The organism is Bradyrhizobium sp. USDA 4341 (assembly GCF_054063755.1).
The window spans coordinates 2,649,969-2,675,231 of record NZ_JBSSGO010000002.1 but is presented as its reverse complement, the minus strand read 5'-3'; the positions used below and the strand labels follow the sequence as shown (position 1 = coordinate 2,675,231).

The following is a 25,263-nucleotide window of genomic DNA, read 5'->3' as shown; positions in this document are numbered from 1 at the left end:
AATGCACCCAAGCTCATCATTTACCTCCGCACCGTTGAAATCACCTAAAATGTGGTCCACTCCGACGGCTCCACAAATCACGCCATAGCACCTCCGCTCAGCGTGAAGCCCGCCCAACATCTTCGGTCTTGAACAGGCGGAAGCACCTCAGGGCTGAGCAGCGTCGCCTCGAACATTCGTTCGGTTCGTGAGCTGTGAAGAAGAGTTGGATCGGCGAGCGCGGCCTTCAGACGAGGCGCCGCATCGGCGAGGAATTTTTCGGCCGAAGCCGGATAGTTGAGGCTCAACCCGTGCCGCTGGGCGAACCCGGCGGCCAAGGCCAGCAGGTCGAAGGCCTTTTGAGGTCGATCCATGACTGCCGCGCCACGCAACACCTCCCTTCATTGTTAGGGCGCAGGCTCTCGCCGGGCTGAGAACGACGGGGGTTTCAATCCTTTGCGACTTTATCCTTGAGCCAACCGCGAACAGCCTTCCGAAAGCGGATATGGCCAAGATCGTCGAGCACTGTTTTCGGCAGCTGCTCGCCGTCGGCGAGATCGAGTAGCCGCCGCGCAGGGTGATCTGCTCCGAGTAACGCCAGCAGCCCGAGCGCGGCTGGGCGGTCGCGGTCGGCGAGGCCGCATGCGCCAAGCAGCAACAGCACGCGATGCCTTGCCGAGCATGCGACCCGCTCCATAGCTGCGACCACAGCTTCGACCCGACCATGAGTCGCGAGCAGGACGCAGGCGGAGGCAGCCAAAGGCGGCGCCAGTCGCAGAAGGAGCTCCGCCGTGATCCCATCGACGATCTCACTCTCGACCACATTGGATCGACTCAATGCGTCGATGGCGTCGACGCGGACCCAGCGGGGCTGGTCGATGAAAGACAGGGCCCAGATTTTCTTTCGGATTGCGGGACCACAGCATTGCGCAGCCGTGTCGAGCGCCACAATACCAAGTGAGCGGTCGTTCGTGCGCTCGGCCCGAGACAACAGGGCTTCCCCGATGCCATCCGAGAGGCTGCCGTAGGCGGCGAGCCCGCCAACCGCCTCGCGTGCAATCGGGTAAGATGGTTCTTCGTTGTGAAACGCTTCGGCATCCGACCAATCATCGTCGAGCAATTTGAGCAACACGCTCTGATGTTCGGCGCACAGCCGCGTCGCAAGGATCCGGACCAGGGCGCGCCTGGACCTGCTCCCCGGATCGCTCGACAAATCCAGCAGGCGCGGCGGAAGGGGATCTGGCAGGCGGCCCGCGAGATAGGGGACGGCAACTTCGCGAGCGTCTGCTCGAACATGACTAAGCGCTAGCCAGACCAATGCATCGTCCGCGATACGAATGGCCGCCTCAGCGGCGGCCTTTGCGAGACGATGGTCCGTGGTCTCAACGAGCCAACGCCGGATGGCCCATGACGGGGCGCCGCCACTGGCGATCATGATCGGCACAATCCCGCAGAGTACGGTGGGCGTGGCCGTTTCTGCCGCTCGGTCCAACAGGGACAGGGCCTCTGGGCCAACAGCCAATGGAGGCTTGTCGTTGACGGATAGGGCCCGGAATATCTCGGCGGCCACACCCGGAAGTGTCGCCAAGAGCTTTCGCATTCGCCGCGCACGTCTCTTGCTCGAAATGCGGCGCTGCGCTGCGTGCACGTCCACCAGAAGATGCGCAAACGAGGCGGGTGTTACCGCCAAACGGTCGAAGCAGCGGGCCAGCACGGCCGGCGCTTTGATCAACGCGCAATAGGCGAGCGCGCCGCGTAAGCTCTCGTCACCCGGATCGGAAAGGATCCGCTGTTCGAGGTCGGCGGACAGCGGAGCCTGCCAACGCTCGCGTGCGGCCTCCCAGGCGCGGTCTTCATCATCGGTGTCCAGCGTGACGGAGATGACGGCTCGAATTTCTTCCAGCGGAACCAATGCGCCTGCTCGCGCGATGTCATCGGCCCAAGCGCGGCCCAGCTCAGAGATCCGGGGATGAGCTGTCAGACTCGGCCAACGGCCGAGCAATCTGACTTGCCTTACATAGGCATCTACGAAAACGCCCGCCGCATAGCCGTCGTCCTCGTGTTGGGATTGGTAACCCTCCTGAACGGCTGCGTCGCATTCCCCGTCCTCGATTGCACGCCATTGTTCCTTGCCCTCCCGCTCGTAGGATCGACGAAGGCCTTTGAGCTCATCGAGCGCCGCCTCAAGAACTTCTTCATAGTGTTCGAGGTCTCGCACCGCACCCGCCGCCACCGCGCCGACATTCCTGTCGAAGCCGGAGGCGACCAGCTTGCGTGCCGCGGCGAGGAAGGCTGGCGTGAGGCCGGTCGCAATTCGATCGAGCTTGATTGGAAAACTGTCGCCAAAGCCGTCGCGCTCTTGCGGCAATTGCTCACGAACAAATCGATCGGCGATTGCGAACGAGCGCGGATCGGCCGCGACCCGTGCATACCAGGCGTCGTCGAAGTCCGGTGGCCGCCAGTTGTCGAGGAAGAGCTGGCCGCCGCGGCGCACACCCTGGATGAACCAGCGTGCAAGTTCCGATGGGGTTGATGCCCGCGTGCCGACGTCTGACGCCAATTGAAGCAGGGGGCGGAAATCGGCGCGCGGATCAACCAAGCCTTCTTCCAGCCAAGTATCGATCACAGCGCGACCGGCGCTGTCTGCTTCAAACTCCGCACCAAGGCCTTCAGCGCCGGCGACGAGATCGCTGATCGCCTTGAGCGAGCGGGCCGCAGTCTCGAGCGCCCAATCGCGTTGCGAACCGCTGAGTCGCGTTAAGGCGAAGATCAAGGACGCGAAGGCCGCTTCGCTCCGCGCCCAATTCTGCTTGATAAAGATCTCGAACCCGGCACGGACGCTTGGGTGCGAGAAGCTGACGGTCTGCCCGGGCTGGCGCAGATGGCGCGTCGAAACAAGCCGGTTCACCAGCTTCTCCAGCCCGTCAGCAAAAGTCGGCTCGGCGATCCGAAGTTGTCGGCCAAGCCCAATCAGCTGGCCGCGGTCAAACTGCGACCTTGCTGCAAGCAGCGCCCATATGATCGCCGAGCAGCCGGTCTGATCACTGGCATTCAGATAGGAAACGACGACGCCCTCTACGGCGTCGCGATGGGCCAGCGAAAGAAGCCGTCGGAAGAACATAGGATCGACTTCTTCCCGCTCTGGGCCATCTGCCATGTAGGTAAAAAATAGATCGATTTCGAACGGTGTCTCAAGCGCTTCCAGGGCATCGGAGCGGAAATCCAGCGCCTTGGCCTGGAGGTCCGTCGCCAGCAATTCCAGGCGTTTGTCGTAGATTCGTGCGAGCTCGCCATCTCGATATTGGTCCGCATCGAGCACGGCGGTCCAGCGTTTGAGACCCTCGTCAGCTTTGGCCTGACCGAGCATGTCGGTACGAGACGTGATAACGTACTGATGTCCAGGGTGTGCCTCGCGCAACAGCCGGGGCAGTTGCTCAGTCCAAGCCTCGGCGCCACCCCGCAGGCTAAACTGACCCCACGGATCCTCGACGTAGAAGAGCTTCGACCCAGTGTCGATCAAGGGCCGCGTGCTCGACGGGCCGTTGCTGACGTTGACCTGGATAATCTCAGGGGCGGAAGGCCGCCGGCGCGCCTGATCGACAAGCGCCAGCGCCGTCCAGGTTTTGCCCGTGCCCGACGGTCCGGTGATGACGATCCCGTTCCGCCGATCCAATAGAGCGCTGAGGGCCTGGTAGTTTGCCGGTGGCACGAAAGCCTCGAGTTGGGGTGCGCTCGCCAGATAGCCGCCGCAGCCTCGGATGACGCTCAGCAAGTCCTCACGCGTCCACACGCCTGGGCTCGTCCCGCGCATCCGCCGCTGAGCCTCATCTCGTAGCCGCGTGCGACACTCCGCTTGTCGGCTCTGGGGCACGCGCAGAAGGGAACCGAGGATGTCGTTGATCTCCAAATCTAGGAGACGCTCGGTGAGGACGCCCCAAATGGCGATCCGACCTTCAGGTCCATGGGGGAGCGTTCCCGACAGGCTGGGAGGAAAAACTTGCTCTTGCGGCCATTCCTCGAGGCCTTGGACCAGCAGGTCGCGGGCCGCGCCGGTGGCGTCGGCGTTGGTGATCAGCAGATAGCGCGTCCCTGGATCGTCGAGGTGGTGTTTGGCCGGTCGACGGGTCGTGCCGCGTTTCAGCAAGGCCTCAAAATCGGCGATGGACCAGGGACCGCTGTTGCGCAGCTTCACCTGCACGACGAGCTTGTAGCCGTCCGCGACATTCGCGCTAGGTTGAACACGGCCAGGTGTCGCCGGTTCGAGGTCGGACTCCAGATCTTCCGCGTCGGCCGGTTCGAGTGTGATCCGGCTCGCCGATTTGGTGATGAGCATCAACCGCAGCGCCGCCAACACCGAGACGCTGAGCTGGTACTCGTAACCGTCGAGCGCAGCCTTGGCTCCGCCTGTCGCAGATGCTGGAGACACCATGGTCAAATCTCGACGTCCATTTGCCGCGCTTCACTGGCCCGCTCGCCGGCGAGGTTTGCCGTGCTCACCGCTCCAGCCTCACGCGCAATCTTCGGGCCCGTTCGCGGAACGCGGCCTCGCCGCCCTCTAAGATGTCGCACACCGCCTTGCGGATTTCCGCGCTCTCAAGACCGCCGGACGCATAGGTGATCGGCGGCAGGCCGCCCGAAGGATGCGGACCCGCCGATGCGACGATGATCTGGTCCGCATCTGTGTTGATGACGAGATTGGCGTTGTGCGTGACAATGATGACCTGGCGCTTCGCCTTAGCCGCGATGAACAGCGCCACGAGCTCGTCGAAGACGGACTTGGGATCGAGGTTCTCCTCGGGTTGGTCGATGATCAGCGGCCTGTCGTCGGTGTCGTCGAGCGCGAGATAGAGCAACAGGAGCACAATGCCGCGCGTCCCGGGCGACAGCTTGCGAATATCGACGCTGTCATAGGAGATTTCGTAGCGGACGGTAATGTGATCCGTGCCGAAAAGCCAGTGCGCGAACTGCTTCGACCAAGCGCGGAACTCAGCCTGCTGCGTCGGCGCATACGGCGCATGGGATAGAAGGTCCCGCAGATATCTCGCCATGAAGGCCGTCATGGCGGCTTGGACCTCGGCCGCCGATCCGGTCTCCCATGCAGGTTTGAGCGCTTCTTTCGCCGCCGCGATCAGGGAGCCGCGGCCATAGAATGGCCCGGTCTTGCGTCGGTCGAGAAGGTCCTCCTCCGCGACAGTGCCCCATGCCTGGACATCGGCGATCCTCCGGACCGAGAAGCTGAGCTTCCTCAGCGTGCCCGACGATGCAGCCAGCCGGGCCATGAGCGGCTGGTAGAGGCCAGCCAGCGCATTCTGCTCGTTGATGATTGCCTCGAACACCCGGCCGTATGTATCATCGCGCTCGGCTTGGAGATCCTTCCGGCGCGTGGCGGCGCTTTGTGCATCGGTCAGCCGGGTTTCGAGGGTTTGGAGCGCGGAATTTTCCTGGGCGATGCGTCCGGTCAGCGCCGCGTATTGATCCCGCACGAGCTTGTCGGCGCTGAACAGCGCCTCCAGACGCGTCATCTCGGCGGTGATTGGTGCGAGCGGTAGCGTCGAGACATCGGTAACGTCGGCGACCAGCGCGACGTTCGGATCGCCTGGCGTTGGCGGTACGCCGTTGAGCTTACGAACTTCACCGTCTGCCCAGGCAATGTAGGCCGTGAGGCTCTTGTCGACGTCGCCCTTGTAGATCAGCAGGAAGTCGTCCCACTGCTTGGCGTTGAGGCCGCTGTTGGTGTGCCGGGATTGGGCCTGACGGAGCATTTCGGGCGCGCCGGTCGCCCGCATGCTGCGGACCTCATCCTGCAAGGCGACAAAAGTGCGGCGTTGGTTACCGTAAGACTGGATCCTGTTGCGAAGCTTCTGGGCCGCCTCGCTGAGCTGGGTGTGGCGGGCAACCTGTGCCTCAGTGCCCTTGACGACAAGCTTCGCACGATCGGCCGTATGGTCCGCGATCAGCTTCTTCTTCTGTCCGACCTGGGTGGTAAGCGAGGCGACAAGGCTCTCCTTTTCGAACTCGGTCGCGATGCGATTTGAGATGTCTCCGATCGCCTCGGCTTCGCGCTCGCGGGCCTGGCGAAATCGGGTGGTCTGCTGCTCACGCAGTTCTGCGAAATCGAGCGCCCACTCGCGATCGTCCTGCGAGTGCGACTCGAAGATCACGCGCTCGATCTCGTCGACGAGACCGTCGGAAACGCCCTTTGCAGAGCAGAGTTCTTCGACAAACTGCTGGGACAGATAGCGGGCACGTGGGAACGACATGTGGCCGTTGGCGTCGCTGCCGTTAAGCGCGCGTGTCACAATTGCACCACCAGCCCAGGTTAGCGTCGTCGTTGCGTTGCCGACAAGCCTACGCGCCCGAGCCAGGAACGATGGGCTGATGTTCTCGTCCGCGTCCCAACCGGCTGACGTAATCGCGTCGCAACCCGCCGCGATCACATCCGCCAATGCCGTCTTTCCCGACCCGCGCGCGCCGATGATGGCGACGAGGCCGGGGTTGAGGGGAATGTCGGGCGTGGTTGCCCAATCCGCGTCGTCGATCCGGACGTGCGAAATTACCTGCGACGGCATAGCCGAGCTTGGCGGCTGCTCACCGACATAGGCGCGCCCGTCGGGATCGATGCACGCCTGACGGAGCGCGTCGAATTCGAGTTCGCCCTTGATCCACGAGAAACGATTTCCGAATGGCGACGCCACGTCGTCGAGCTTGTGGGCGTCGCTCCCATGCAAGCACGGCTTCAGGCCGCCGTACCGGGCGCGGATCTCATCGGGCCCCAGGTCCTTCTGCCCCAGCCAGAATTCGCGCTGCGCTGGGCTGCCCGCAAGGATTACGTGGGCGAAGCCCTCGATCTCACGGCGGATCGTCTGATCGGCCGCTTCGCGCACGCCCGAGGTGCCATCCGTCGCGCCGCCGGCCACCGCGATCAGGATGTTCTTCTTCGCCCATCCGCTTTCGGAGAACACCTCGCGGAGCTTCTGGAAATTGACCTTGAACTGATTGACGCCGTAGGCCAGCGCGGTCCGCTCGTCCGTGATCGTGGAATCGGCTTTCCTGCCGAGCCGGATGAGATCGGCGCGCGTGCAATCGAAACGATCCTGCATGACGTTGAACTGCAAGCGTGACAGCAGGCGCCGCAGCTCCTCGAGATGCTGCGGGTCCTCCGGGCTAACGAACAGGTGGAGATTGACGAAGCCCCCTTTCGCCGTCGCGACGTCAAGCCGGAGCTCGACGTTCGGAAAGACCAGCTTGGCGCTCGGTAAACGGCCAGCGGCCTTGTGCCGCAACACCTCTTCGTAGGTATCGGTCACGTAATAGTCCGTGACAGCGATCGCCTCGATAGCCGGCGTAGCCTGCTCAAGCGCGGTCAGATAATCGCTCCAGGCGTTCGGGCCGTTGAACTGATTGTTCATGACCGTACCTGGCGCGTGAATATGCGGTTCCCATCTCCGCCATTCTGACCCTCTGCTGAGCATCGCTTCCCCCTTCCGCCGGCTAATTCGACTTGCCAGTCTTGTTCGCCTGCTTCTCTCCGTTCCAAAGACTCGACAAGGGTGCCGCCGCCAGCTTGTTGCCGAACGGCACGACGTCCGCGCTGTCGTAGAGGACGACGGCAAAGGCGAAGCGGTCTCCACACGTCTCGGCCAAGGCCCAGAGGCCGCCGAAATCACCGGTTTTGACCGTGGCGCTAGCCTTCACCTCGATGCCCGCGAGCATCCTGTCATCGCGCTCCAGCACGGTGTCGACCTCCCGCATGTCCCGATCGCGGAAGTGATGAACCGTCAGTCGCAGGTCCGAGGCCGTCATTAATTTCAGCACCTCCGAAAATACGAAGCTCTCAAGTAGTGCGCCGAACGCGCGGCGATCCGCCTTCACCCGGTCGAAGTTGAGTCCGCGCACACTTGCCAGCAGGCCGGAGTCGACGAAATGCAGCTTGGGTGTCTTGACGATCCGCTTCAGCACGTCGGTGAACCAACGCCGCATCGTCGCGATCAGGAACACCTGTTCGACCAGCTCGACATGGCGTTGCCCGGTTTTGTAGCTCACGTTGATCGCACCGCCGAACTGCGAATAGTTCACCAATTGGCCGGAGTGCTCGGCCAGCAGGCGCACGAATTTCGGAAGCTCGGTCAGCTTCTCCACATCGGCGATGTCAGGCAGATCGTGGGTCATCTCGAAGCTACGTGTTGACGATACGCGTCGATCATCGCGGTCGTGACGTCATGCGGGTAGCAGATCGGAGCCGCGCCGCCCGGCCGTGAGTAAGCGCTCCTCGCACCACAAGAGCGACCGTTGCGCATTGTGTCATCCGGACATGCGCAGGGCTTCCCCGTCGCATGGTACTGATCCCGGCTCGCCTTGATCAGGATCGCGATGATGGCGGCGGCGGTCAGTGCGGCCTCGACCTTGCGCTTGGGCTCGGGCCGCGGCGCGACCTTATCAGGTGGACTGCCCGTGTTGGCTGGTGCGGAACTTGGGATGGATGATGGCGGCGATGCGGTGACTGTCGCCATTGGCGGTGCGGCAACGACCGGTGGAGCGGTGAAGGCGAGGGGCTTCGCTATGGCAGCGGACCGCTGCGCAACCGGAATCGTGGGCGCGCTTGTCGGCGCACCCTGACGACCAATCGAATACGCTCCGAGGGCCGTAACGGCCAAGAGCAAAATAAGAACCCCGCCCCGCATAGTTCCTCATTGAAGCGCAATCGAACGAGCTACGCAAGCTGAGGTTGAGACCCGTTGTCCCCATGCTTCTCCGGATATGCGCTCGTATGGTCCCGCACTATGTATGCCGCGCTAATGGACATTCTGCGTGAATTGATTTTTATCTGGGGACTTCGCGGTTGTCGTCGCGGTCGCTGTGGCAGGCCGGGGCCGCAATCCGCTTGGTTGGCTCATCCTCGCCTGCGTCATCCAGCCGTTGCTTGCTCTCCGAGTCTGACGAGAAGTTGCCAAGTGGCTGCGAACGACATCCGCAAGGCTGCGGCTATCGCTACGCTTGATTGGCTAGGGATCCTCCGCGACCGGACGAAGCCTACTTCGAAGTTGTGGACGTGTTTTTGAAGCGAGCAAAATCGCCGACATACTGATGCTTGGCTATTTCGAGTTTCGCTTACTCTAGAGGCTTAGCCAGTGAGCTGTGGCCGCCCGATATCTTGCTTCAGTTCTCGCAGGCGCGACGAACCTCGGACCCTACGCGCTGCTGCAGATCGTTGGGATACTGGCCGTCCTTCTCAAAAGCGATCATGCCGGCGCGCGTGAGGTTGGCCGTAAAAATCGTCGCAAAGCACTCGCACTGACTTGCTGCGCGGGCCGGTAATTTTCCATCGAAGCCGACGGTTTTGAGGGCTTCCGCTTTGCAGGCCTGTTCGAAGCCGGGGCGGACGACCTCGGTCTTAAAGCGCTCAAGCTCGACGTCCGAAAGCGTCGAGACGCTGAACGTCTTCGTCGATGGGTACGCCGCCTTGTGCCAATCGAAATTCGCATCCCATACGTAGTATGCGCCCATGACCGCGAGGATGAGAAAACCGAGCTGGCCAATGAAGGGGATGCAAGCAAATAGGATTGCCCCGACGAGCGCACCAAACCAGGACCATCCAAAAAGATGCATTAATGCGATGACGTTCAGCGGCAGCGAAAAGAGCGCGAAGGCGCTGATCAGCAGGCCGAGCGTCGAGCCGACTAGGCCGGAGATCACACCGAGAACCGTCTCGACCATACCTCGCCGCTTTGTCGGCGCTGGATACCGTGGAGCATCTTGCGTCGGAGCACCTCCATATCGCGTCCGCGCGGGTTGGGGGGCCGGCGCTGGACGTGGCGTGACCGGCGCCGCGGTCGGCGTGGTGGGGCGGGGCTGTTGCGGTGCCGGCGCAGGACGCGGAGCTGGTGCAGGCGCAGGTGGAGAGACGGGGCGCGTCGGCGCCGGCTGCGGGCCCGGAGCCGGGTCCTGTGGGACTTTAGGATAGAGTGGCTCGAAGGGGGCCGGCGCAGGAGATGCGGGCGGCGGCGTCCGGGGACTTGCGAGAGGTGGGGCCCTTGGCGCGGCCGGCTCATCGCAGACATGCTGCTGGTCCCCTTCAAAGGCCACCCATTGGCCGTGCGGCATCTGCCGCAGGTTGATCCTGCGCCCGCAATGCCTGCACGGTCTGGTGTAGCTGGACATCGCCCCCCTGTTCAGCCGGGAGTACCACCGATGGTAGCAACGCTTCAAGCTGTTGTGATAATGTGCGGGCTGGCTGCAGGGAGGCATTTTTCGGTGTCGCGCCAATATGCGAGTTGGTCGATTGCGCAACTCGAACAGGAATTTGAGCGCGCCCAGGACGGCGGCGACAGAGCGGCAGTAGAAAGAGTTGTCAGCGAACTCGGCTTCCGGACGACCGCGAAGGCCCGTTCGCTGCTTCAGGCCGCGGAAAAATTCCTGGGCCTTGCCGAGAAGCCGCGCAGTGAGCCACGGGGCTCGGCGAAACCGTCGCCGAACGCGAAGACGGGCCCGGCGCCGAAGCCCTCTCCCGCCGCGAATGGCACGTCATCGCGTAAGCCGACAGCGGAGCAGCAGCAGGCCATCGATCAGTTTCGGCGCGGCGGATCGGTAAAGATCAACGCCTACGCCGGTACCGGCAAGACCTCGACGCTCGAATTCTTGGCGCACAGCACGACCAGGCGCGGTCAATACATTGCGTTTAACCGGAGCATTGTCCGGGATGCCGAAGAGAAATTCCCCAATACGGTGAACTGTGCGACGAGCCACCGGCTCGCCTTCCGCGCGGCGCCGGCGGCCTACCGAAACAACTCCGACAAGATGACGGGGAAGGTCAACGCCAATCAGCTCGCGGAGATGCTGAACCTGAAGCGGTGGAACGTCGACGGCCGGCACGTCCTGCAACCGCGGTCGCAGGGGTATCTCATCCTTGATACGTTGCGCCGCTATATGCAGAGCGCCGATGCCGAACTGGCGGCGCATCACATTCCTCGACACGGTTCACTGCTTGCCGCTCCCGAGGCCACGATGCGGGCTGTGACGGAGTTCGCGCTCCACGGCGCCAAGCATGTGTGGGGTCGCATGCGAGGCGAGAATGATCCCATGCCGCTCGGTCACGACGGCTACCTGAAACTGTGGGCTCTCAGCAATCCCAGGATTGCCGCCGATTTCATTCTTCTCGACGAGGCGCAGGATACAAATCCGGTTGTGCTCGATGTGCTGCGGAAGCAGCCCGCCCAAATGATCTATGTGGGCGACAAGTACCAGCAAATCTACGAATGGCGCGGCGCTGTAAATGCCATGGAAAAGATTGAGACCCAGGGTGAGACCTACCTCACTACTTCGTTCCGCTTCGGCCCTACCATCGCGGAATGGGCCTCGAAGCTCCTGGTCTTTCTCGGCGAAAAGCGGCCACTCAAGGGGAATATAGCGGTCAAGAGCCGGGTCGGGAGCGTTGAGCCGCAGACCATCCTGGCTCGAACCAACGCCACCACCATTGCCGCAATCATCGAGTGTCTGGATGAAGGCAAGAAGCCCCATCTTGTCGGCGGCACCGATGAACTGATGGACATGCTGCGCGGCGTGCAGGATCTCAAGGAAGGCAGGCAGAGCACGATCCCGGACTTCTTCGGCTTCGACAAGTGGGAGCAGGTCGTTGAATTTGCTAAAAGCGGGGAGGGGGACCATCTACTGTCATTCGTGAACCTGGTCGAGTCGCGCGGCGAGCGTCAGTTGATGTGGGCCCTCAACCGCACCGTCGACGAAGAGCGAAGCGATCTGACCATCTCGACCGCCCACAAGGCGAAGGGCCGCGAGTGGAGTACCGTCCGGCTCATGGATGATTTTCTGCGCAGCCAGCCGGAAAAGCCGACAAGCGGCCCTGATCCTGCCGAGGTACGTCTCTTCTATGTCGCCCTTACTCGCGCAAAAGAAGCCGTCGAGGTTCCGCAGAACATCTTGTCGCTGATCAGATGATTGCGCCCTCGTTTCGGTGTCGGTCGTCCGCGGGTATTCCGTCCATCTAAATCTAGTTCAGCTAGTACAATCATATCGGCGAGCTGGTGCCGTTGAGCATGCTAGCAACTTCATCGTGGCATCGGCCTTTAGACATCATCGGCCTTCAGGTCTTCCATTCGATACTCTCCATCCTCGATCCGCTTGTCGCGCTCATCGCGGGCTTTGATCCCGTCATTCAGGATGAACAGGAAGTCCAGAGCGCCGTTTATTCTGACTGGGCGATCGTACCCTGTCTCGGAATCGAAATAGTGAGCGTCCAGCGCATTCATGACATCAGCGATGGCCTTCAACGCGTCGTTGACCTGCTTTCGGCTCGCCTCGGCAAGAGGGGTTGCCGGCGCGCCCGTCGCCAACGCCAGATCAAGATGACCGATCCGTCGGTTGCGCCAATCGCGACAGAACGTCGTAGCGTCGAGAGCGGTGTCAACTAAAGCCGTGACCTTTGCTTTGAGCGTCGCGTCATCGATGAGACTTGGCAGATTGCGAATTGTGAGGTTGTCTTTGCCCACACTTTTGGGCGAGTCCGTGATGCGGGCGAGGTGCATCAGCCGATTATCCCAGAGTTCTTCTTGCAGCATGTGGAAGAACGCCGGAGCTGCTTGGTTCATGAGGTCTATGCGGGAGGGCTTGGTCCCGAACAGCTCCTTGTATTCCGCCCAGTAGAGGTGCAAGACGGCCAGCTCCTGCCACAGCGCCGAAAATTGGCTTCCAAGTGCTGGACCCATCCGCTCGATATTGCGCTGCTTCACCTGTTCCGCCGTGTAGTGCTCGGACACGTGGTTACCTCCCCTGTAAGCTTTAACATCGGACGCGCAGTTTAGCTTTCACAGCGCTATCATCGGCTCCACTATGCTTTACGGGTACTGCCCCAGTCTCCGCAACGAAAGGCGGTAGCGTTCCCGTGCTTCGAACCCTCGACCCCTTATCGTTTGCTCGTCCAGACTTGCTCAAGAATTTGCCTCGTCCAGTTCCGACAAGGGGAAATCAAATTGGAGGTCCAATGCACGCTCTACGAGCCATTTGTCGGAACAGCCGTTAATTTTGCTGCCAATCATAACCCTCCTAACAGCGGCTCTGTGGGGGCATCTCCAACCGATGAGTGGGTGACGACTACATTCGCCACTCGAGGAGATTGCAGTGCGCGAACTTGCGCGCGAACGAAAAGAGCACGTATCTGGTGCGGTTTCTGGTGCGGCCGTCGCGCTACGGGCAACGAGGACCCAGTAAGACATTGATACTCTTGGTGGGCCCGGCAGGACTCGAACCTGCAACCAGACCGTTATGAGCGGCCGGCTCTAACCATTGAGCTACAGGCCCCGCCGCCTTGCGGGGCCGCGGGGCGCGGCCGGCAACGGTGCGGGCTCCGTTTACAGGGTGCGTAGGGTTTCGGCAATGCCACCCCGGGCCCAGCGCCACCGCCGCCGTGCGGTCACGTCGCACGGACGGCATTGCTGGAACACCGGCCAGGCAGCCATCTTCCGTTGCGATCCTGACCGTCCGGCGCGCTCCACGATCGGGGCCTTAGTCCACCGAGACGCCGGCGAACGCCACCACCTTGCGCCATTTCTCGGTCTCGTCGGCGACCAGTTTGCCGAATTCGGCCGGGGTCATCGGCCTCGGGATGCCGCCGACCTCGGCGAGGCGGGCCACCAGCTTGGGGTCCTTGAGGGCCTCGCCGACCGCCTTGTTGAGGGTATCGATGACTTCCGGCGGCGTGCCCTTCGGCGCCGATATGCCGTAGAAGCCGACTGCCTCGAAACCCGGCACGGTCTCGGCGATCGCGGGCACGTCGGGTACGCCCGGCCAGCGCTGCGGCGAGGTCACGCCGAGCGCGCGGACGCTGCCGCCGCGCGACTGCTCGAGCGCCGACGGCAGGTTATCGAAGATCAGCTGCACCTTGTTGGAGATGATGTCGGGGAAGGCGATCGCGGATCCCCGATACGGCACGTGCTGCATGTCGCATTTGGTCATCGCCTTGAACAGTTCGGCCGACATGTGCACCGAGGTGCCGTTGCCGGACGAGGCGTAGGCGATCTTGCCCGGATTGGCCTTGCAGTAGTCGATGAACTCCTGAACCGTCTTCACCGGCATCGCGTTCGAGACCACCAGCATGTTGGTGAGCTGCATGATGCTGGCGACCGGGGTGGTGTCGCGCAGGAAATCGTAGGGCAGCTTCTTGTAGAGCGAGGTCGAGATCGCGTTGTTGGGCGCGACGAACAGCAGCGTATAGCCGTCCGCCGGTGAGTTGATCGCAGCGGCGGCTGCGATGTTGCCGCCGGAGCCGGCGCGGTTCTCGACCACGAATTGCTGGCCGAGATGATCCGACAGCCACTGGCTCATGATGCGTGCCACGATGTCGACCGGGCCGCCTGCGGCGAACCCGATCAGCCAGCGCACCGGACGGTTCGGATAGTCGGATGCGGAGGAGGGGGCAACGGAGGCAAGGTAGCAAACCAAACCAAGCAGCGCGGCACGTGCGAACCGGAACATCGTCTCTCCCGTCATTTTCTTGTGACTGTTGCCTTCATGGTTTCACAAAACGCTGCCTTTGCCTACGACCCCGCCCGTGCGACGATAGTCGCGCTCATGTGCAATGCTTGAGGCTCGGGATGAAATTCGCTGTTATGATTTGCGCCGGCGCGCTGCTGCTCGCGGGCGGCGCGGCGGCGCAAGAGGGGAGCAAGACCATTTCCAAAACCACAATCAGTTTCGCCACGGCGACGCCGGGTGGCGGCTTTCCGCTCTATGGCAATGCCTTCGCCGAGGTGATGAACGCAGCCGACGCGACGCTGTCGATCGAGCCGCGCAACACCAAGGGCTCCAACGAGAACATTCCGCTGCTCGAGGCCGGCAGCGTCGACATCGCAACCGTTGCCGGCGAGCCGTCCTACGAGGCCTTCATGGGCATCGGCCGGCCGCCGGCCACCAGACTGAAGATCCTCACCGCGATGTATTCGAGCCCGGGCATGTTCGCGGTGCGTGCCGACAGCCCCTACAAGACGATCCAGGACCTGGTCGGCCAGCCCGTCGCGTTCGGCGCCAAGGGCTCCGGCCTGCCGATCCTGTCGCGCTACATCCTCGACGGCATCGGGTTGAAGCAGGACGAGGACTTCAAGTCGATCTATCTCGATCGCGCCGGCGATGGCCCTGCGATGGTCGAGGACGGCCGTGCTGCGGCGCTGTGGGGCGCCGGCATCGGCTGGCCCGGCTTCAGCAAGATGGCCGAGAGCGCGACCGGTGCTCGCTTCATCGCGCCGACCGCGGACGAGATCGCCCGCATCCGCGCCAGGCACACCTTCCTGAAGCCGCTGACGATCCCGGCCGGCAGCTACCCGAAGCAGACCGCGGCGATTTCCTCGGTCGGCTCCTGGAGCTACATCCTGGTGCGCGAGACGTTGCCCGACGATGTCGCCTACCGGCTGGCGAAGACGCTGCACGGCGTCGAGGCTGATTTCTGCAAGAAGCTCGCCCAGGCTTGCGAGACCACGGCAGCGAACACCGTCGCTGCCGCGCCTGAGATCAATCTGATCCACCCTGGCGTGCTCAGATATTTTCGCGAGATCGGGGTGGCGCGCTAGCGCGGTGCGAGGCATGTCATTGGCACAGTCGTTCCGGGGCGCGCATAGCGCGAACCTCAGGGGCGCAAATGCGCCCTGGGGAACCTCGAGATTCCGGGTCTGGTCCTTCGGACCATCCCGGAATGACGACCTTCGGTCGTCACTTCTTGATCATCGGACACGCCGGGTCCGGCGGGCCGAACGCGTCCTCGCCGGAGATCTTGGCCAGGATCTTGTAGTAGTCCCACGGATACTTTGACTCGGCCGGGGTCTTGACCTGCACCAGCCAGAGATCGTGCACCATCAGATTGTCTTCGCGCAGTTTGCCGTTGCGGGCGAAGAAATCCTCGACCGGCTTCTCGCGCATCTTGGCCGCGACCTTAAGCGGATCGTCGGTGCCGCTGTCCTTGATCGCGTTCAGATAGGCGGTCACCGAGGAGTAGACGCCGGCCTGCCACATCGTCGGCATCCGGTTCATCTTGGCGAAGTAGCGCTTCGACCATTCCCGGGTCTTGTCGTCCATGTCCCAGTAGAACGAGGTGGTCAGCAACAGGCCCTGCGCGGCCGACAGCCCGATCGAGTGGATGTCGGTGATCAGCGCCAGCAGCGCGGCCATCTGCTGCCCGCCGGCGAAGACACCGAACTCGGCGGCGGTCTTGATCTCGTTGGTGTTGTTCGGCGGTCCGCCGGCAATGCCGATGATCTTGGCCTTCGAGGCCTGGGCCTGCAGGATGAAGGACGACAGATCGGGCGTCGCAAACGGCGGCCGCACCGCGCCGAGCACCTTGCCGCCGGTCTTGGTCACGATCGCTGAGGCGTCCTTCTCCAGCGAATGGCCGAAGGCGTAGTCGTCGGTGATGAAGAACCAGCTGTCGCCGCCGCGCTTCACCACCTCCTGGGCGGTGCCGACCGCGAGCGCGCGGGTGTCGAACACCCACTGCATCGCATAGGGCGAGCAGAACTTGCCATGGAAGTCGGTTGCGCCGGTCGAATGCGTGATGAACAGCTTCTTCTTCTCGTTGGCGATGTTCTGCACCGCGAGCCCGACCGCCGACACCGGCACGTCGACGATCAGGTCGACCTGATCTACGTCATACCAGCGCCGCGCGATGGTCGCGCCGATGTCCGGCTTGAGCTGGTGATCGCCGACGATCACCGAGATCGGCTTGCCGAGCACCTTGCCGCCGAAATCGTCGACCGCCATCTGCGCGGCGGTGACCGAGCCCTGTCCGGTCGGCGTCGAGGCCGGGCCGTTCATGTCGGTCAGCACGCCGATCTTGACGATGTCGTCGGATACCTGTGCCGATACGGCCGAGGAGGCCAGCAGCGCGGCTGCGAGCGTCCCGAACATGGCTAGTCTGGTGGCGATCATTCTGTCTCCCTCCTGAATTGGCGCATTGGCCATTATGGTTGTGCCTGATCTCCGCGACCCGGTCATATTGGTTTCTTTTGCAACTAGTTTGGGGTCCGCGTCAACGCGCCATCGGTCTAATGGCGGTGCCCCGGCACGGCGCAAGCCGGTTTCTTTCGGGGCCGATTCAGTCCATAGCGGGCCATGATCACCGCCCAGCGCCTTCCGGCTTCGCTCACCCCGCTCGATGCGGCGCTGGCCGCCATGCTGCGCGACCTCGTGCCGATCCAGCCGATCGAGCTGCCGCCGGCCGACGCCTTGCGCTGCATTGCAGCCGAGATGCCTGCCTTGCGCGCCTATCCGCCGCACGATGTCGCCGTCAGCGATGGCTGGGCGATGCGCGCCAATGATTTGGTCGGCGCGTCGTCCTATGCGCCGCTGCCGCTGGTCGGACTTCCGGTCTGGGTCGCGGCCGGCGCGGCTATGCCCGACGGCACCGACTGCGTGGTCGATGCCGATGCCGTCGACACCTCCGGTCCGCTTCCGCAGGTGCTCGCCGAAGCCATCCCGGGGCAGGGCGTCCGGCGTACCGGCAGCGACATTGCGGTCGGGCGTGCCGTGGTCGCGGCCGGCGAGCCGCTGCTGCCGCGCGGTCTGCTGCTCGCACGCGCGGCCGGACTGGAGCTGTTGCGCGTGCGGCGGCCTCGGCTTCGCATCGTCAACATCTGCAACGGTCAGCTGACCGCGCAACTGATCGCCGACACCGCACGCCTCGCGGGCGCTGAGATCGTCTATGCCGAGGCGGCGCCCGATGTGGGGGCGATTGCAAACGCGCTCGAGGCAGATGGTTGCGATCTCATCATCACGATCGGCGGCACCGGCGTTGGTCACACCGATGCGGCGGTGAATGCGCTGGCGAGGTGCGGTGCGTTGCTCGCGCATGGCATTGCGCTGCAGCCCGGGCGCACCGCAGCGGTCGGCCGGATCGGTGCAACGCCGGTCGTCGCCTTGCCGGGCGCGCCGGATCAGGCTTTCGCCGCCTGGTGGGCGATTGCGCTTCCGGTGCTCGACCGCCTGTCGGGCCGGCGCCCGCGCAAAACGCTCGCCCTGCCGCTGGAGCGCAAGATCGCCTCTGGCGTCGGCATCGCCGAGGTCGTGCTGCTGACGCGTCAGCAGGGTCCTCAGCAGGGTTCCTGGGCGGTGCTCGCGATCGCGGACCTGTCGCTCGATGCCATCGCGCGCGCCGAAGCCCTTCTGATCGTGCCTGGCACTGCCGAGGGCTTCGCTGCGGGCACGGTTGTCGATGCCTATATGTTGCGGGAGTGAGTTCCCGAGATGACCAATATTTTCACGCCGAAACCCAACCCGTCCGTCGAGCAGGATCAGTTCCTGACCATCCTGTCGCGCGAGGAGGCGATCGCGCGCTTCGAGGCGGCGCTGTTCCCGCGCCGCTTGCCGTCCGAGACGCGGCTGCTCGCTGATGCGCTCGGCCGTGCGCTGGCGGAGGACGTGGTGGCGCCGATCGACGTGCCGCCGTTCGATCGCTCCAATGTCGACGGCTTTGCGGTGCGCTCCGCCGATCTTGCGTCCGCCGGCGAAGCAACGCCGGTGCAACTCGCACTGAACGACGAGATCATTTCGTGCGGCACCGCGCCGACCCGGCCGGTGCTGCCGGGCACCGCGACCGCGGTTGCGACCGGCGGTCCGGTGCCGCGCGGCGCCGATGCGATCGTGATGGTCGAGCACACCCAACCCGCCGGCAATGGCGCCATCGAGGTTCGCCGCGCGGCGTCGCCCGGGCAGTTCGTGTCCTATGCCGGCTCCGACATCGCGCGCGGCGAGGCGCTGTTGCGCGCGGGAACGATGATCGGGTCGCGCGAGATCGGCATGCTCGCGGCCTGTGGCATTGCCGACGTTCAGGTGGTGCGCCGTCCGCGCGTTGCGATCCTCTCCACTGGCGATGAACTGGTGCAGCCGGGTGAGACGCTGCGGCCGGCCGCGATCTACGACACCAATGGCGCGATCGTCACCGCGGCGATTGCCGAGAATGGCGGTGATGCGGCGTTCCTCGGCGCGATCGCGGACAATGAGGCGATGCTCGAAGCTGCGATGCGCAAGGCGCTGGCGGACAGCGACATGCTGGTGCTGTCGGGCGGCACCTCCAAGGGCGCAGGCGACGTCTCGCACCGGATCATCACGAGGCTCGGCAAGCCCGGCATCATCGCGCATGGCGTGGCGCTGAAGCCGGGCAAGCCGTTGTGCCTTGCGGTCTGCGACGGCAAGCCGGTGGTCATCCTGCCGGGCTTTCCGACCTCGGCGATGTTCACCTTCCACGACATGATCGTGCCGGTGCTGCGGCGGATGGCCGGCCTGCCGCCGCGCTCCGATGCCAGGGTGGCGGCGAAGGTGCCGGTGCGGATCGCCTCCGAGCTCGGGCGTACCGAGTTCGTGATGGTGTCGCTGGTCGAAGGCGCCGACGGCCTGATCGCCTATCCCGGCGGCAAGGGCTCGGGCGCGATCACCTCGTTCGCCCAGGCCGACGGCTTCCTGAAGATCGAGGCGCTTGCGGACCAGCTGCCGGCCGGCAGTGAGGCCGAGGTGACGCTGTTCACGCCGCATGTGCGGGTGCCCGATCTCGTCATTGTCGGCAGCCATTGCACCGGGCTCGATCTCGTCACCGCGCCGCTGGCGCATGCCGGTCTTGTGGTGCGTTCGATCGCGGTCGGCAGTCTCGGCGGGCTCGCCGCCGCCAGGCGCGGCGAATGCGATCTCGCTCCGATCCATCTGTTCGACGACAAGACCGAGACCTACAACACGCCGTATCTGGCCGACGGCCTCGAGCTCGTGCCTGGCTGGCGGCGCATGCAGGGCATCGTGTTCCGCAAGGACGACACGCGCTTTGCCGGCTTGAGCGCAGAAGAGGCGGTGCGCGCCGCGCTCGCCGATCCCGCCTGCATCATGGTCAACCGCAACCAGGGCGCCGGCACCCGTATCCTGATCGATCGCCTGCTGGCAGGCCGCCGGCCCGACGGTTACTGGAATCAGCCGCGCTCGCACAATGCGGTTGCGGCCGCGGTGGCGCAGCATCGCGCCGACTGGGGCATGACCATCGCCCCGGTCGCCCGCGCGTCCGGGCTCGGTTTCATTCCGCTCGCCGAAGAGCACTACGACTTCGCGCTGGTGACGGCGCGCAAGCAGCGGCCGGCGGTACAGGCCTTTCTCGACGCGCTGGCATCGGACGAGGGGCGGACTGCATTGACGGCGGCGGGGTTCAGGCCGGCGTAGCGGCGATCCGCGCCAGCTCCACCGCTGTCGTCCCTGCGAAAGCAGGGACCCATAACCACAGGGTCGTGTTGTTGAAGAGAGCTGTGGCCCCAGCGTCGCGCAACAACTGAGATTTGGGGTAATGGGTCCTGGCTTTCGCCAGGACGACAGTGAATGTTTGGCATCGCCTACATCCACAATCGTCGTCCCTGCGAAAGCAGGGACCCATAACCACAGGGTCGTGTTGTTGAAGAGAGCTGTGGCCCCAGTGCCGCGCAACAACTTCCATTTGTGGTTATGGGTCCCGGGTCAAGCACGGGACGACGCTGAATTTGTTGCACGGCCTGTGAGTCAAACATTCGCATTCTCGCGACATGATTTGTCCGAGTTTTGCATCTAGCTTCGCCCTCTCTTGAAGAGGGCGCAGGGAAAGCCGGGTGCCGATCGCACCCATGGGCCCCGTGCAAAAGGTAGAAAGCACGGGGGTAGGACCACAGGTGTAACCGGAAACACTCCGGCTTTCCCTGCGCGATGGGTTACGGCTTACTTCGTGCTCTCCCCGGCGAGACTGGGCTTGCTTGTCACCGTCTTCACAACGCGCATCGCGCAATGCGAAAAGACACCTGCCGCTAGGGCGTCAGGACCACACGACTTCACCGTCCGCATCACATGCTTTCGTCGCTGGCATGATCCGCGTCCACCGCATCTCACCGCAACACCCGTGACGATGCGCAGCGCCCCTCGATCGGGTGAGACGGCCGGATTCATAGCACTGATTTGGTTTTCTGATAAAGCGAAATATTTTTTGCGCGCGAGGATTGACAGGTTTTTGCTGAGTTGCCCGTCGGGTTGTTTTGCCGCCGTCTCGGCGCGACTGCGGATCCGGCTCAGTGCCGCATGGCCATCTCGACGAACTCCAGTACGGAGCGCGGGACCTCATCGTATTCGACGAAACGGCGCCGCAGCTCGTCGGCAATATCGGTCGTGACGTCGCGCGACCATCCTTCGCTGGTATTGAAGGCCACGATGCGGACCGGATGGCTGTAATGGTCATCCAGCAGGCGGCGGATCAGCGTTTTCCGGTCGCTGCCTTCTTCATCGGTTTCGCACCAGGCGCGGCCAAGCCGGCCAAAATCGTTCAGCACCAGATAGGTGTCGTGGTCGATTTGGTGCGGCACGATCGAAGGCGAGCGAGGCATGGCTGGTGCTCCGGCGCTGCACATTATCGTGTTCCGGTCGCCCCGTGCATTGGAAACTTCGAGGTATATCCGCTGGATAGTCGGATGACGCCTGATGTGAGACGAAGGTGCAATGGTTCTTTTGGAGCAAAGCGTGCGGTCGTTGGTTATCTTCCGTCACCGACATGAGACCTGTCGAAGGCGTCGGTAACTGAGCTACCAATGGGGCTCCCACCCGCTCAGGGAGCGGTGCGATGTTAAGAAGGCTTCGCTTTAGGAACACAACGTTGGAAGAGGTGCTGTCGGTCGAGACGCAGCGCCCGCGAAAGCGGTTCCGGGTGCGTGGCCAGCCCCCGAGAGAGAGCCGACCGGTAAGGCTTGCCAAGCCGGGGCGACCCGTCGGTCACGGACCGACTGATCCTGCAGGATAACGAGCCCACGCGGGGTCAGCCCGAGCCGGGCGGCGGCCCGTGAACTGGTTCGAGGATATCGCGACTGTGGCCTGATCGCGTTCGCGCTGCTGTGGGCGCAGCTGCTCCAGGAGTTTCCGAAGGCGGTCCTCCAGGAGGTTGCCCGGTCACTCGCGCAGCTTGCGGTCCAGGAAGCCGACATAGGAATTGTCCGGATCCAGTTTGACGGCCAGGCGAAGCGCGGCACGGGCGGCGGACTTGTCGCCCTCAGCCGTGGCTTGGTGCTCATCCAGAATCGCATTGGCCACCGTGCGCGCGGTGTCGAGACGGGCTTCCTCGATCGAGCGGTCGGCAAGATAGGCTTCCACCGGCTCGCGCAGGCGCTTCAATTCGTCCACGCTGATCGAACTCAGCGGATACCAGTTATAATATTCGAGGCGCGGCCGATCGTCCGTGAGGCTCGGCACATTCCCGACAAAGGCCGCGAGCTTTTCATCGGCGGCGATGAATGTCGCCAGGAAATCCTCGGGCGAGCGCAGGCCGTTTGCTGTCAGGTCTTCAGCCACCCCAGGCTTCGACATGCGCGTGGCGAGCAGGCGAGGATCGATTTTCAGCGGTTCATCGGAGGCGATGGCCACGCCTTCCATTCTGGACGGCAACCACAGGGAGACATGCTTGAACTGGCCCATCATCGCCTTGAGGATCATCTTCGGAAGAATGCCGCGGTTGAAATCCAGCGGCACCCATTGCGCGAGAACGCCGCCGGGGCGCATCTTCTGCTTTGCGAGCGCATAGAATTCCTCTGTGTAGAGGTTGATGACGCCGGCGTCATGGGGCGGCGGGGGCTCGAGGGTGATGACGTCGAATGTCTCGTTTGTCCCCAGCAGGAAATGGCGTCCGTCCGCGACGATCTGATGGACCTTGGGGTTTTGATAGAACTGCTTGTTGATCGGCACGAAGCGGGGCGCAAACTCGAAAACCGTCGAGGCCAGATCGACCGCGTCGATGGATTGTAATTCCTGATGGGTGCTGACCGCACCCACTGTGGTGCCGGTCCCGATGCAAATCACGACCGCCGTTTCAACCGGGCCCGGGTGCAGCAGAATGGGATAGTGCCCCATCGCGGCCATGTAGCGTCGGCCCTCGGGACGGTTGTTGGCATAGCTCTTCGAATTCACCACCAATTGCTGATAGGTGCCCGCCGCCTTCTCGCGATATTCGACCACCGCAAATGTTGCTTGCTTGGTCTCGCGCAGCTCGAGGACATTGCCGCCTTCGATCGAGGTCAGGACCCGTTCCAGATAGTGCGGGGTGAAGAGCAGGAGCGCTGCGGCGATGATGCTTGCGGCGACTGCCCCTTGCCGCCACAGGCTCCTCTCTCTCAGAAGACCCGGTTGCGATACGGTCGTCGCGACGAAGAGCAGAACGTTCAGAACAATCAGTGCGGTGAGCGCGCCCTGGCTGCCCAGATAGGGGATCAGAAGAAACCCGGCCGCCAGGGAGCCCAGCACGCCGCCGATCGTGTTCAAGGCGTAAAGCGTGCCGATCCGGCGGCCCAGCGCGCTCATCTGCATCACCGTCAGTTCGCTGGCCAGCGGAAAGCTGACGCCGATCAGCGTGGTCGGCAGCAACAGGGCAACGGCACAGATCAGGAAGAATGAAACGTCACCTCCCAAGAGCTCCTGCGCCGGGACTGGAACCAGGCCCGATACGATGGGAGACAGCACGGCTTCTACGGTGCGCGCCTTGCCGAGAATTCCGACGGTCAGCGTGGCCGCAACCGCGATGAGCAGCTGTGTTACGGCGAAGTATCGCAGCAGTTGATCCTTGCGGGGTGCGAGCAGCCTGGCGCAGATCAGGGCGCCGATCACCAAGCCCAGCAGGTAAACGCCGAGCATGCCGGAGAAGGCGTAAACGCTCGAGGTGCTGACATTGGTCAGGAAGCGGAACCAGACGACTTCATAGGCGATGGACACGAAGCCGGAGCACGCGAAGATCGCGATGAGGATGGACGTCCCGCGATGCGCCGGCCCGGCGGCTTGCGCCGGCGCTTCCGCCGTGACCGGCGACAGGGGGCTTGCGCCGCGCGCAACGAGCAGGGCGACGCCGCCGACGCAGACATACAGGGCCGCCGCAACCAGGCTCGATCCGGTGATCCCCCAGAGGCCCATCAGGGCAAAGCCGACAGCCAGGGTGCCGATCGCGGCGCCCAGGGTGTTGAACCCGTAGAGCAGGCCGATGCGATTGGCGAGGTCGGTTTGCGAGCGGGTCAGGAATTTCACGAGAAAGGGCAGGGTTGCGCCCATCAGCATCGTCGGCAGCGACAGGATGGCGAGCGACAGCGCGACCATGAGAGGCAACCGGAATGGGGACTCCAGGTCCAACATGGGCGACAGCCAGCCCACCCATGTCGACCAGTGCGACAAGAACGCGGTCACCGCCAGGGAAACGACCGCGAGCGCGAGTTCGAGAAAGCCGTAGATTTTCAGGGGGCGGCTGACGGTGTCGGCGATCCGGCCCCCGAAAGCGCTGCCCAGGGAGAGACCGAAGAAGAAGCTCGCCACCGTCACGCTTACGGAGACGGTCGCGCTTCCCAGCACGAATTGCAGTTGCTTGAACCAGAGGACCTGAAGGATCAGGGATGCCGCGCCGGATGCCAAAAAGATCGTGGTGACCAGAACCTTGTTCTTCAGGCTTATGGCGTCTCGAACACCATCACGATTGGGCACTGGACAGGCCTCCCATTGATCGGGAGAACTGGTACGGCAAATGCCGTTAATATTGCCCTTATGGGGCGGTCCGGTCGCGTTCGCGCTGCCGTGGGCGCAGCTGCTCCAGGGGTTTCCGAAGGCGATCCCCTTGGGGGCCTGATCGATCGCCATCTGCCGGCGGGGCTGGCATGACATTGCGTCAAGGCTGATATAAGCAGCATTGGACGTTATATGTCTGCGGAGATTGCGTATGAAAGTGATAGGCCTCGCGGGCTGGAGCGGTGCCGGCAAGACCACGCTGCTGTCGCGGGTGATCCCCTATCTGCTGGGCCGGGCCTTGCGCGTCTCCGTGATCAAGCACGCCCATCACGAATTCGATGTCGACATTCCCGGCAAGGACTCCTGGGTGCACCGGCAGGCCGGCGCGACCGAGGTACTGGTGTCCTCGACCCGGCGCTGGGCGCTGATGCACGAGCTGCGCGACGCCAGCGAGCCGCGGCTGCCAGAACTGCTCGCCAAGATGGCGCAGGTCGATCTGGTCGTGGTCGAGGGCTTCAAGCGCGAGCCGGTCAACAAGATCGAGGTGTATCGCGCCGCCAACGGCAAGCCGCTGCTGTTCCCCGACGACCCGCGCGTGGTCGGGATCGCCAGCGACGTCGCGGTCGAAACCAGGCTGCCGGTCGCGCATCTCGACGACATCGAGGACGTCGCCGAACTGATGCTGCGCTCCGCTATTCCGGTCGACGACGTGCTGGCTTCGGCCGCGGCGGAAAGCTGACAGGGTGAGAAAGTGCCTCCGTTGACGATGCATGACGGCTTCGC

Annotated in this window: 14 protein-coding genes, 1 tRNA gene and 1 pseudogene; 5 read left to right on the top strand and 11 right to left on the bottom strand. The window is 63.5% G+C overall.

Translation table 11 applies throughout. The annotated features are described in order from the left end of the window. Positions 1–77: 77 nt before the first annotated feature. The 5 genes and pseudogenes from ACVIGB_RS18635 to ACVIGB_RS18615 all read right to left on the bottom strand — a co-directional run bounded on the left by ACVIGB_RS18635 (position 78) and on the right by ACVIGB_RS18615 (position 9,693). A complete protein-coding gene (locus ACVIGB_RS18635; RefSeq protein WP_456749179.1) occupies positions 78–353 on the bottom strand; it encodes a hypothetical protein in 276 nt (91 codons plus the stop codon). Between the two features lie 74 nt (positions 354–427). Next, positions 428–4,408, bottom strand: a complete 3,981-nt coding sequence (locus ACVIGB_RS18630; RefSeq protein WP_456721539.1) for an nSTAND3 domain-containing NTPase — start codon at positions 4,406–4,408, stop codon at positions 428–430. 64 nt (positions 4,409–4,472) lie between these two features. Then, on the bottom strand, positions 4,473–7,451 hold the full coding sequence (locus ACVIGB_RS18625) for a TrlF family AAA-like ATPase (protein ID WP_456721540.1): 2,979 nt from the start codon (positions 7,449–7,451) through the stop codon (positions 4,473–4,475). A 19-nt stretch (positions 7,452–7,470) separates the two neighbouring features. Beyond that, positions 7,471–8,145: pseudogene (locus tag ACVIGB_RS18620) on the bottom strand (DUF4143 domain-containing protein); the annotation flags it as partial. 990 nt (positions 8,146–9,135) lie between these two features. Next, a complete protein-coding gene (locus tag ACVIGB_RS18615; RefSeq protein WP_456721541.1) occupies positions 9,136–9,693 on the bottom strand; it encodes a hypothetical protein in 558 nt (185 codons plus the stop codon). Between the two features lie 474 nt (positions 9,694–10,167). Between ACVIGB_RS18615 and ACVIGB_RS18610 the strand changes: the two genes are divergently transcribed. Continuing rightward, positions 10,168–11,928: a UvrD-helicase domain-containing protein gene (locus tag ACVIGB_RS18610; RefSeq protein WP_456721542.1), complete on the top strand. Its 1,761-nt coding sequence runs from the start codon at positions 10,168–10,170 to the stop codon at positions 11,926–11,928. A gap of 128 nt (positions 11,929–12,056) precedes the next feature. Here the strand turns inward: ACVIGB_RS18610 and ACVIGB_RS18605 are convergent, their stop codons facing one another. The 3 genes from ACVIGB_RS18605 to ACVIGB_RS18595 all read right to left on the bottom strand — a co-directional run bounded on the left by ACVIGB_RS18605 (position 12,057) and on the right by ACVIGB_RS18595 (position 14,460). Beyond that, positions 12,057–12,746, bottom strand: coding sequence for an AbiU2 domain-containing protein (locus ACVIGB_RS18605; protein ID WP_456721543.1), 690 nt, complete (start codon positions 12,744–12,746; stop codon positions 12,057–12,059). A 465-nt stretch (positions 12,747–13,211) separates the two neighbouring features. Continuing rightward, positions 13,212–13,287 (bottom strand) — tRNA-Ile (locus tag ACVIGB_RS18600). Between the two features lie 204 nt (positions 13,288–13,491). After that, complete coding sequence (locus ACVIGB_RS18595) at positions 13,492–14,460, bottom strand: Bug family tripartite tricarboxylate transporter substrate binding protein (RefSeq protein ID WP_456721544.1); 969 nt, start codon at positions 14,458–14,460, stop codon at positions 13,492–13,494. A gap of 119 nt (positions 14,461–14,579) precedes the next feature. Between ACVIGB_RS18595 and ACVIGB_RS18590 the strand changes: the two genes are divergently transcribed. Further along, a complete protein-coding gene (locus ACVIGB_RS18590) occupies positions 14,580–15,548 on the top strand; it encodes a TAXI family TRAP transporter solute-binding subunit (RefSeq protein WP_456721545.1) in 969 nt (322 codons plus the stop codon). Positions 15,549–15,687: 139 nt separating this feature from the next. Here the strand turns inward: ACVIGB_RS18590 and ACVIGB_RS18585 are convergent, their stop codons facing one another. Then, positions 15,688–16,899 carry an ABC transporter substrate-binding protein gene (locus tag ACVIGB_RS18585; protein ID WP_456721546.1) on the bottom strand — a complete coding sequence of 404 codons (1,212 nt, stop codon included), beginning with the start codon at positions 16,897–16,899 and terminating at the stop codon, positions 15,688–15,690. 183 nt (positions 16,900–17,082) lie between these two features. Here ACVIGB_RS18585 and ACVIGB_RS18580 point away from each other — a divergent pair, with 183 nt between their 5' ends. Then, a complete protein-coding gene (locus ACVIGB_RS18580; RefSeq protein WP_456721547.1) occupies positions 17,083–18,204 on the top strand; it encodes a molybdopterin-binding protein in 1,122 nt (373 codons plus the stop codon). A gap of 9 nt (positions 18,205–18,213) precedes the next feature. Further along, entirely contained in the window at positions 18,214–20,163 is a 1,950-nt protein-coding gene (locus tag ACVIGB_RS18575; protein ID WP_456721548.1) for a molybdopterin biosynthesis protein, read from the top strand. 866 nt (positions 20,164–21,029) lie between these two features. Here ACVIGB_RS18575 and ACVIGB_RS18570 read toward each other — a convergent pair. Both ACVIGB_RS18570 and ACVIGB_RS18565 read right to left on the bottom strand, forming a co-directional pair. Next, positions 21,030–21,365, bottom strand: a complete 336-nt coding sequence (locus ACVIGB_RS18570) for a hypothetical protein (RefSeq protein ID WP_456721549.1) — start codon at positions 21,363–21,365, stop codon at positions 21,030–21,032. 532 nt (positions 21,366–21,897) lie between these two features. Beyond that, complete coding sequence (locus ACVIGB_RS18565) at positions 21,898–24,459, bottom strand: fused MFS/spermidine synthase (RefSeq protein WP_456721550.1); 2,562 nt, start codon at positions 24,457–24,459, stop codon at positions 21,898–21,900. 232 nt (positions 24,460–24,691) lie between these two features. Between ACVIGB_RS18565 and mobB the strand changes: the two genes are divergently transcribed. Then, entirely contained in the window at positions 24,692–25,219 is a 528-nt protein-coding gene (mobB, locus tag ACVIGB_RS18560; protein ID WP_456721551.1) for a molybdopterin-guanine dinucleotide biosynthesis protein B, read from the top strand. Positions 25,220–25,263 lie beyond the last annotated feature (44 nt).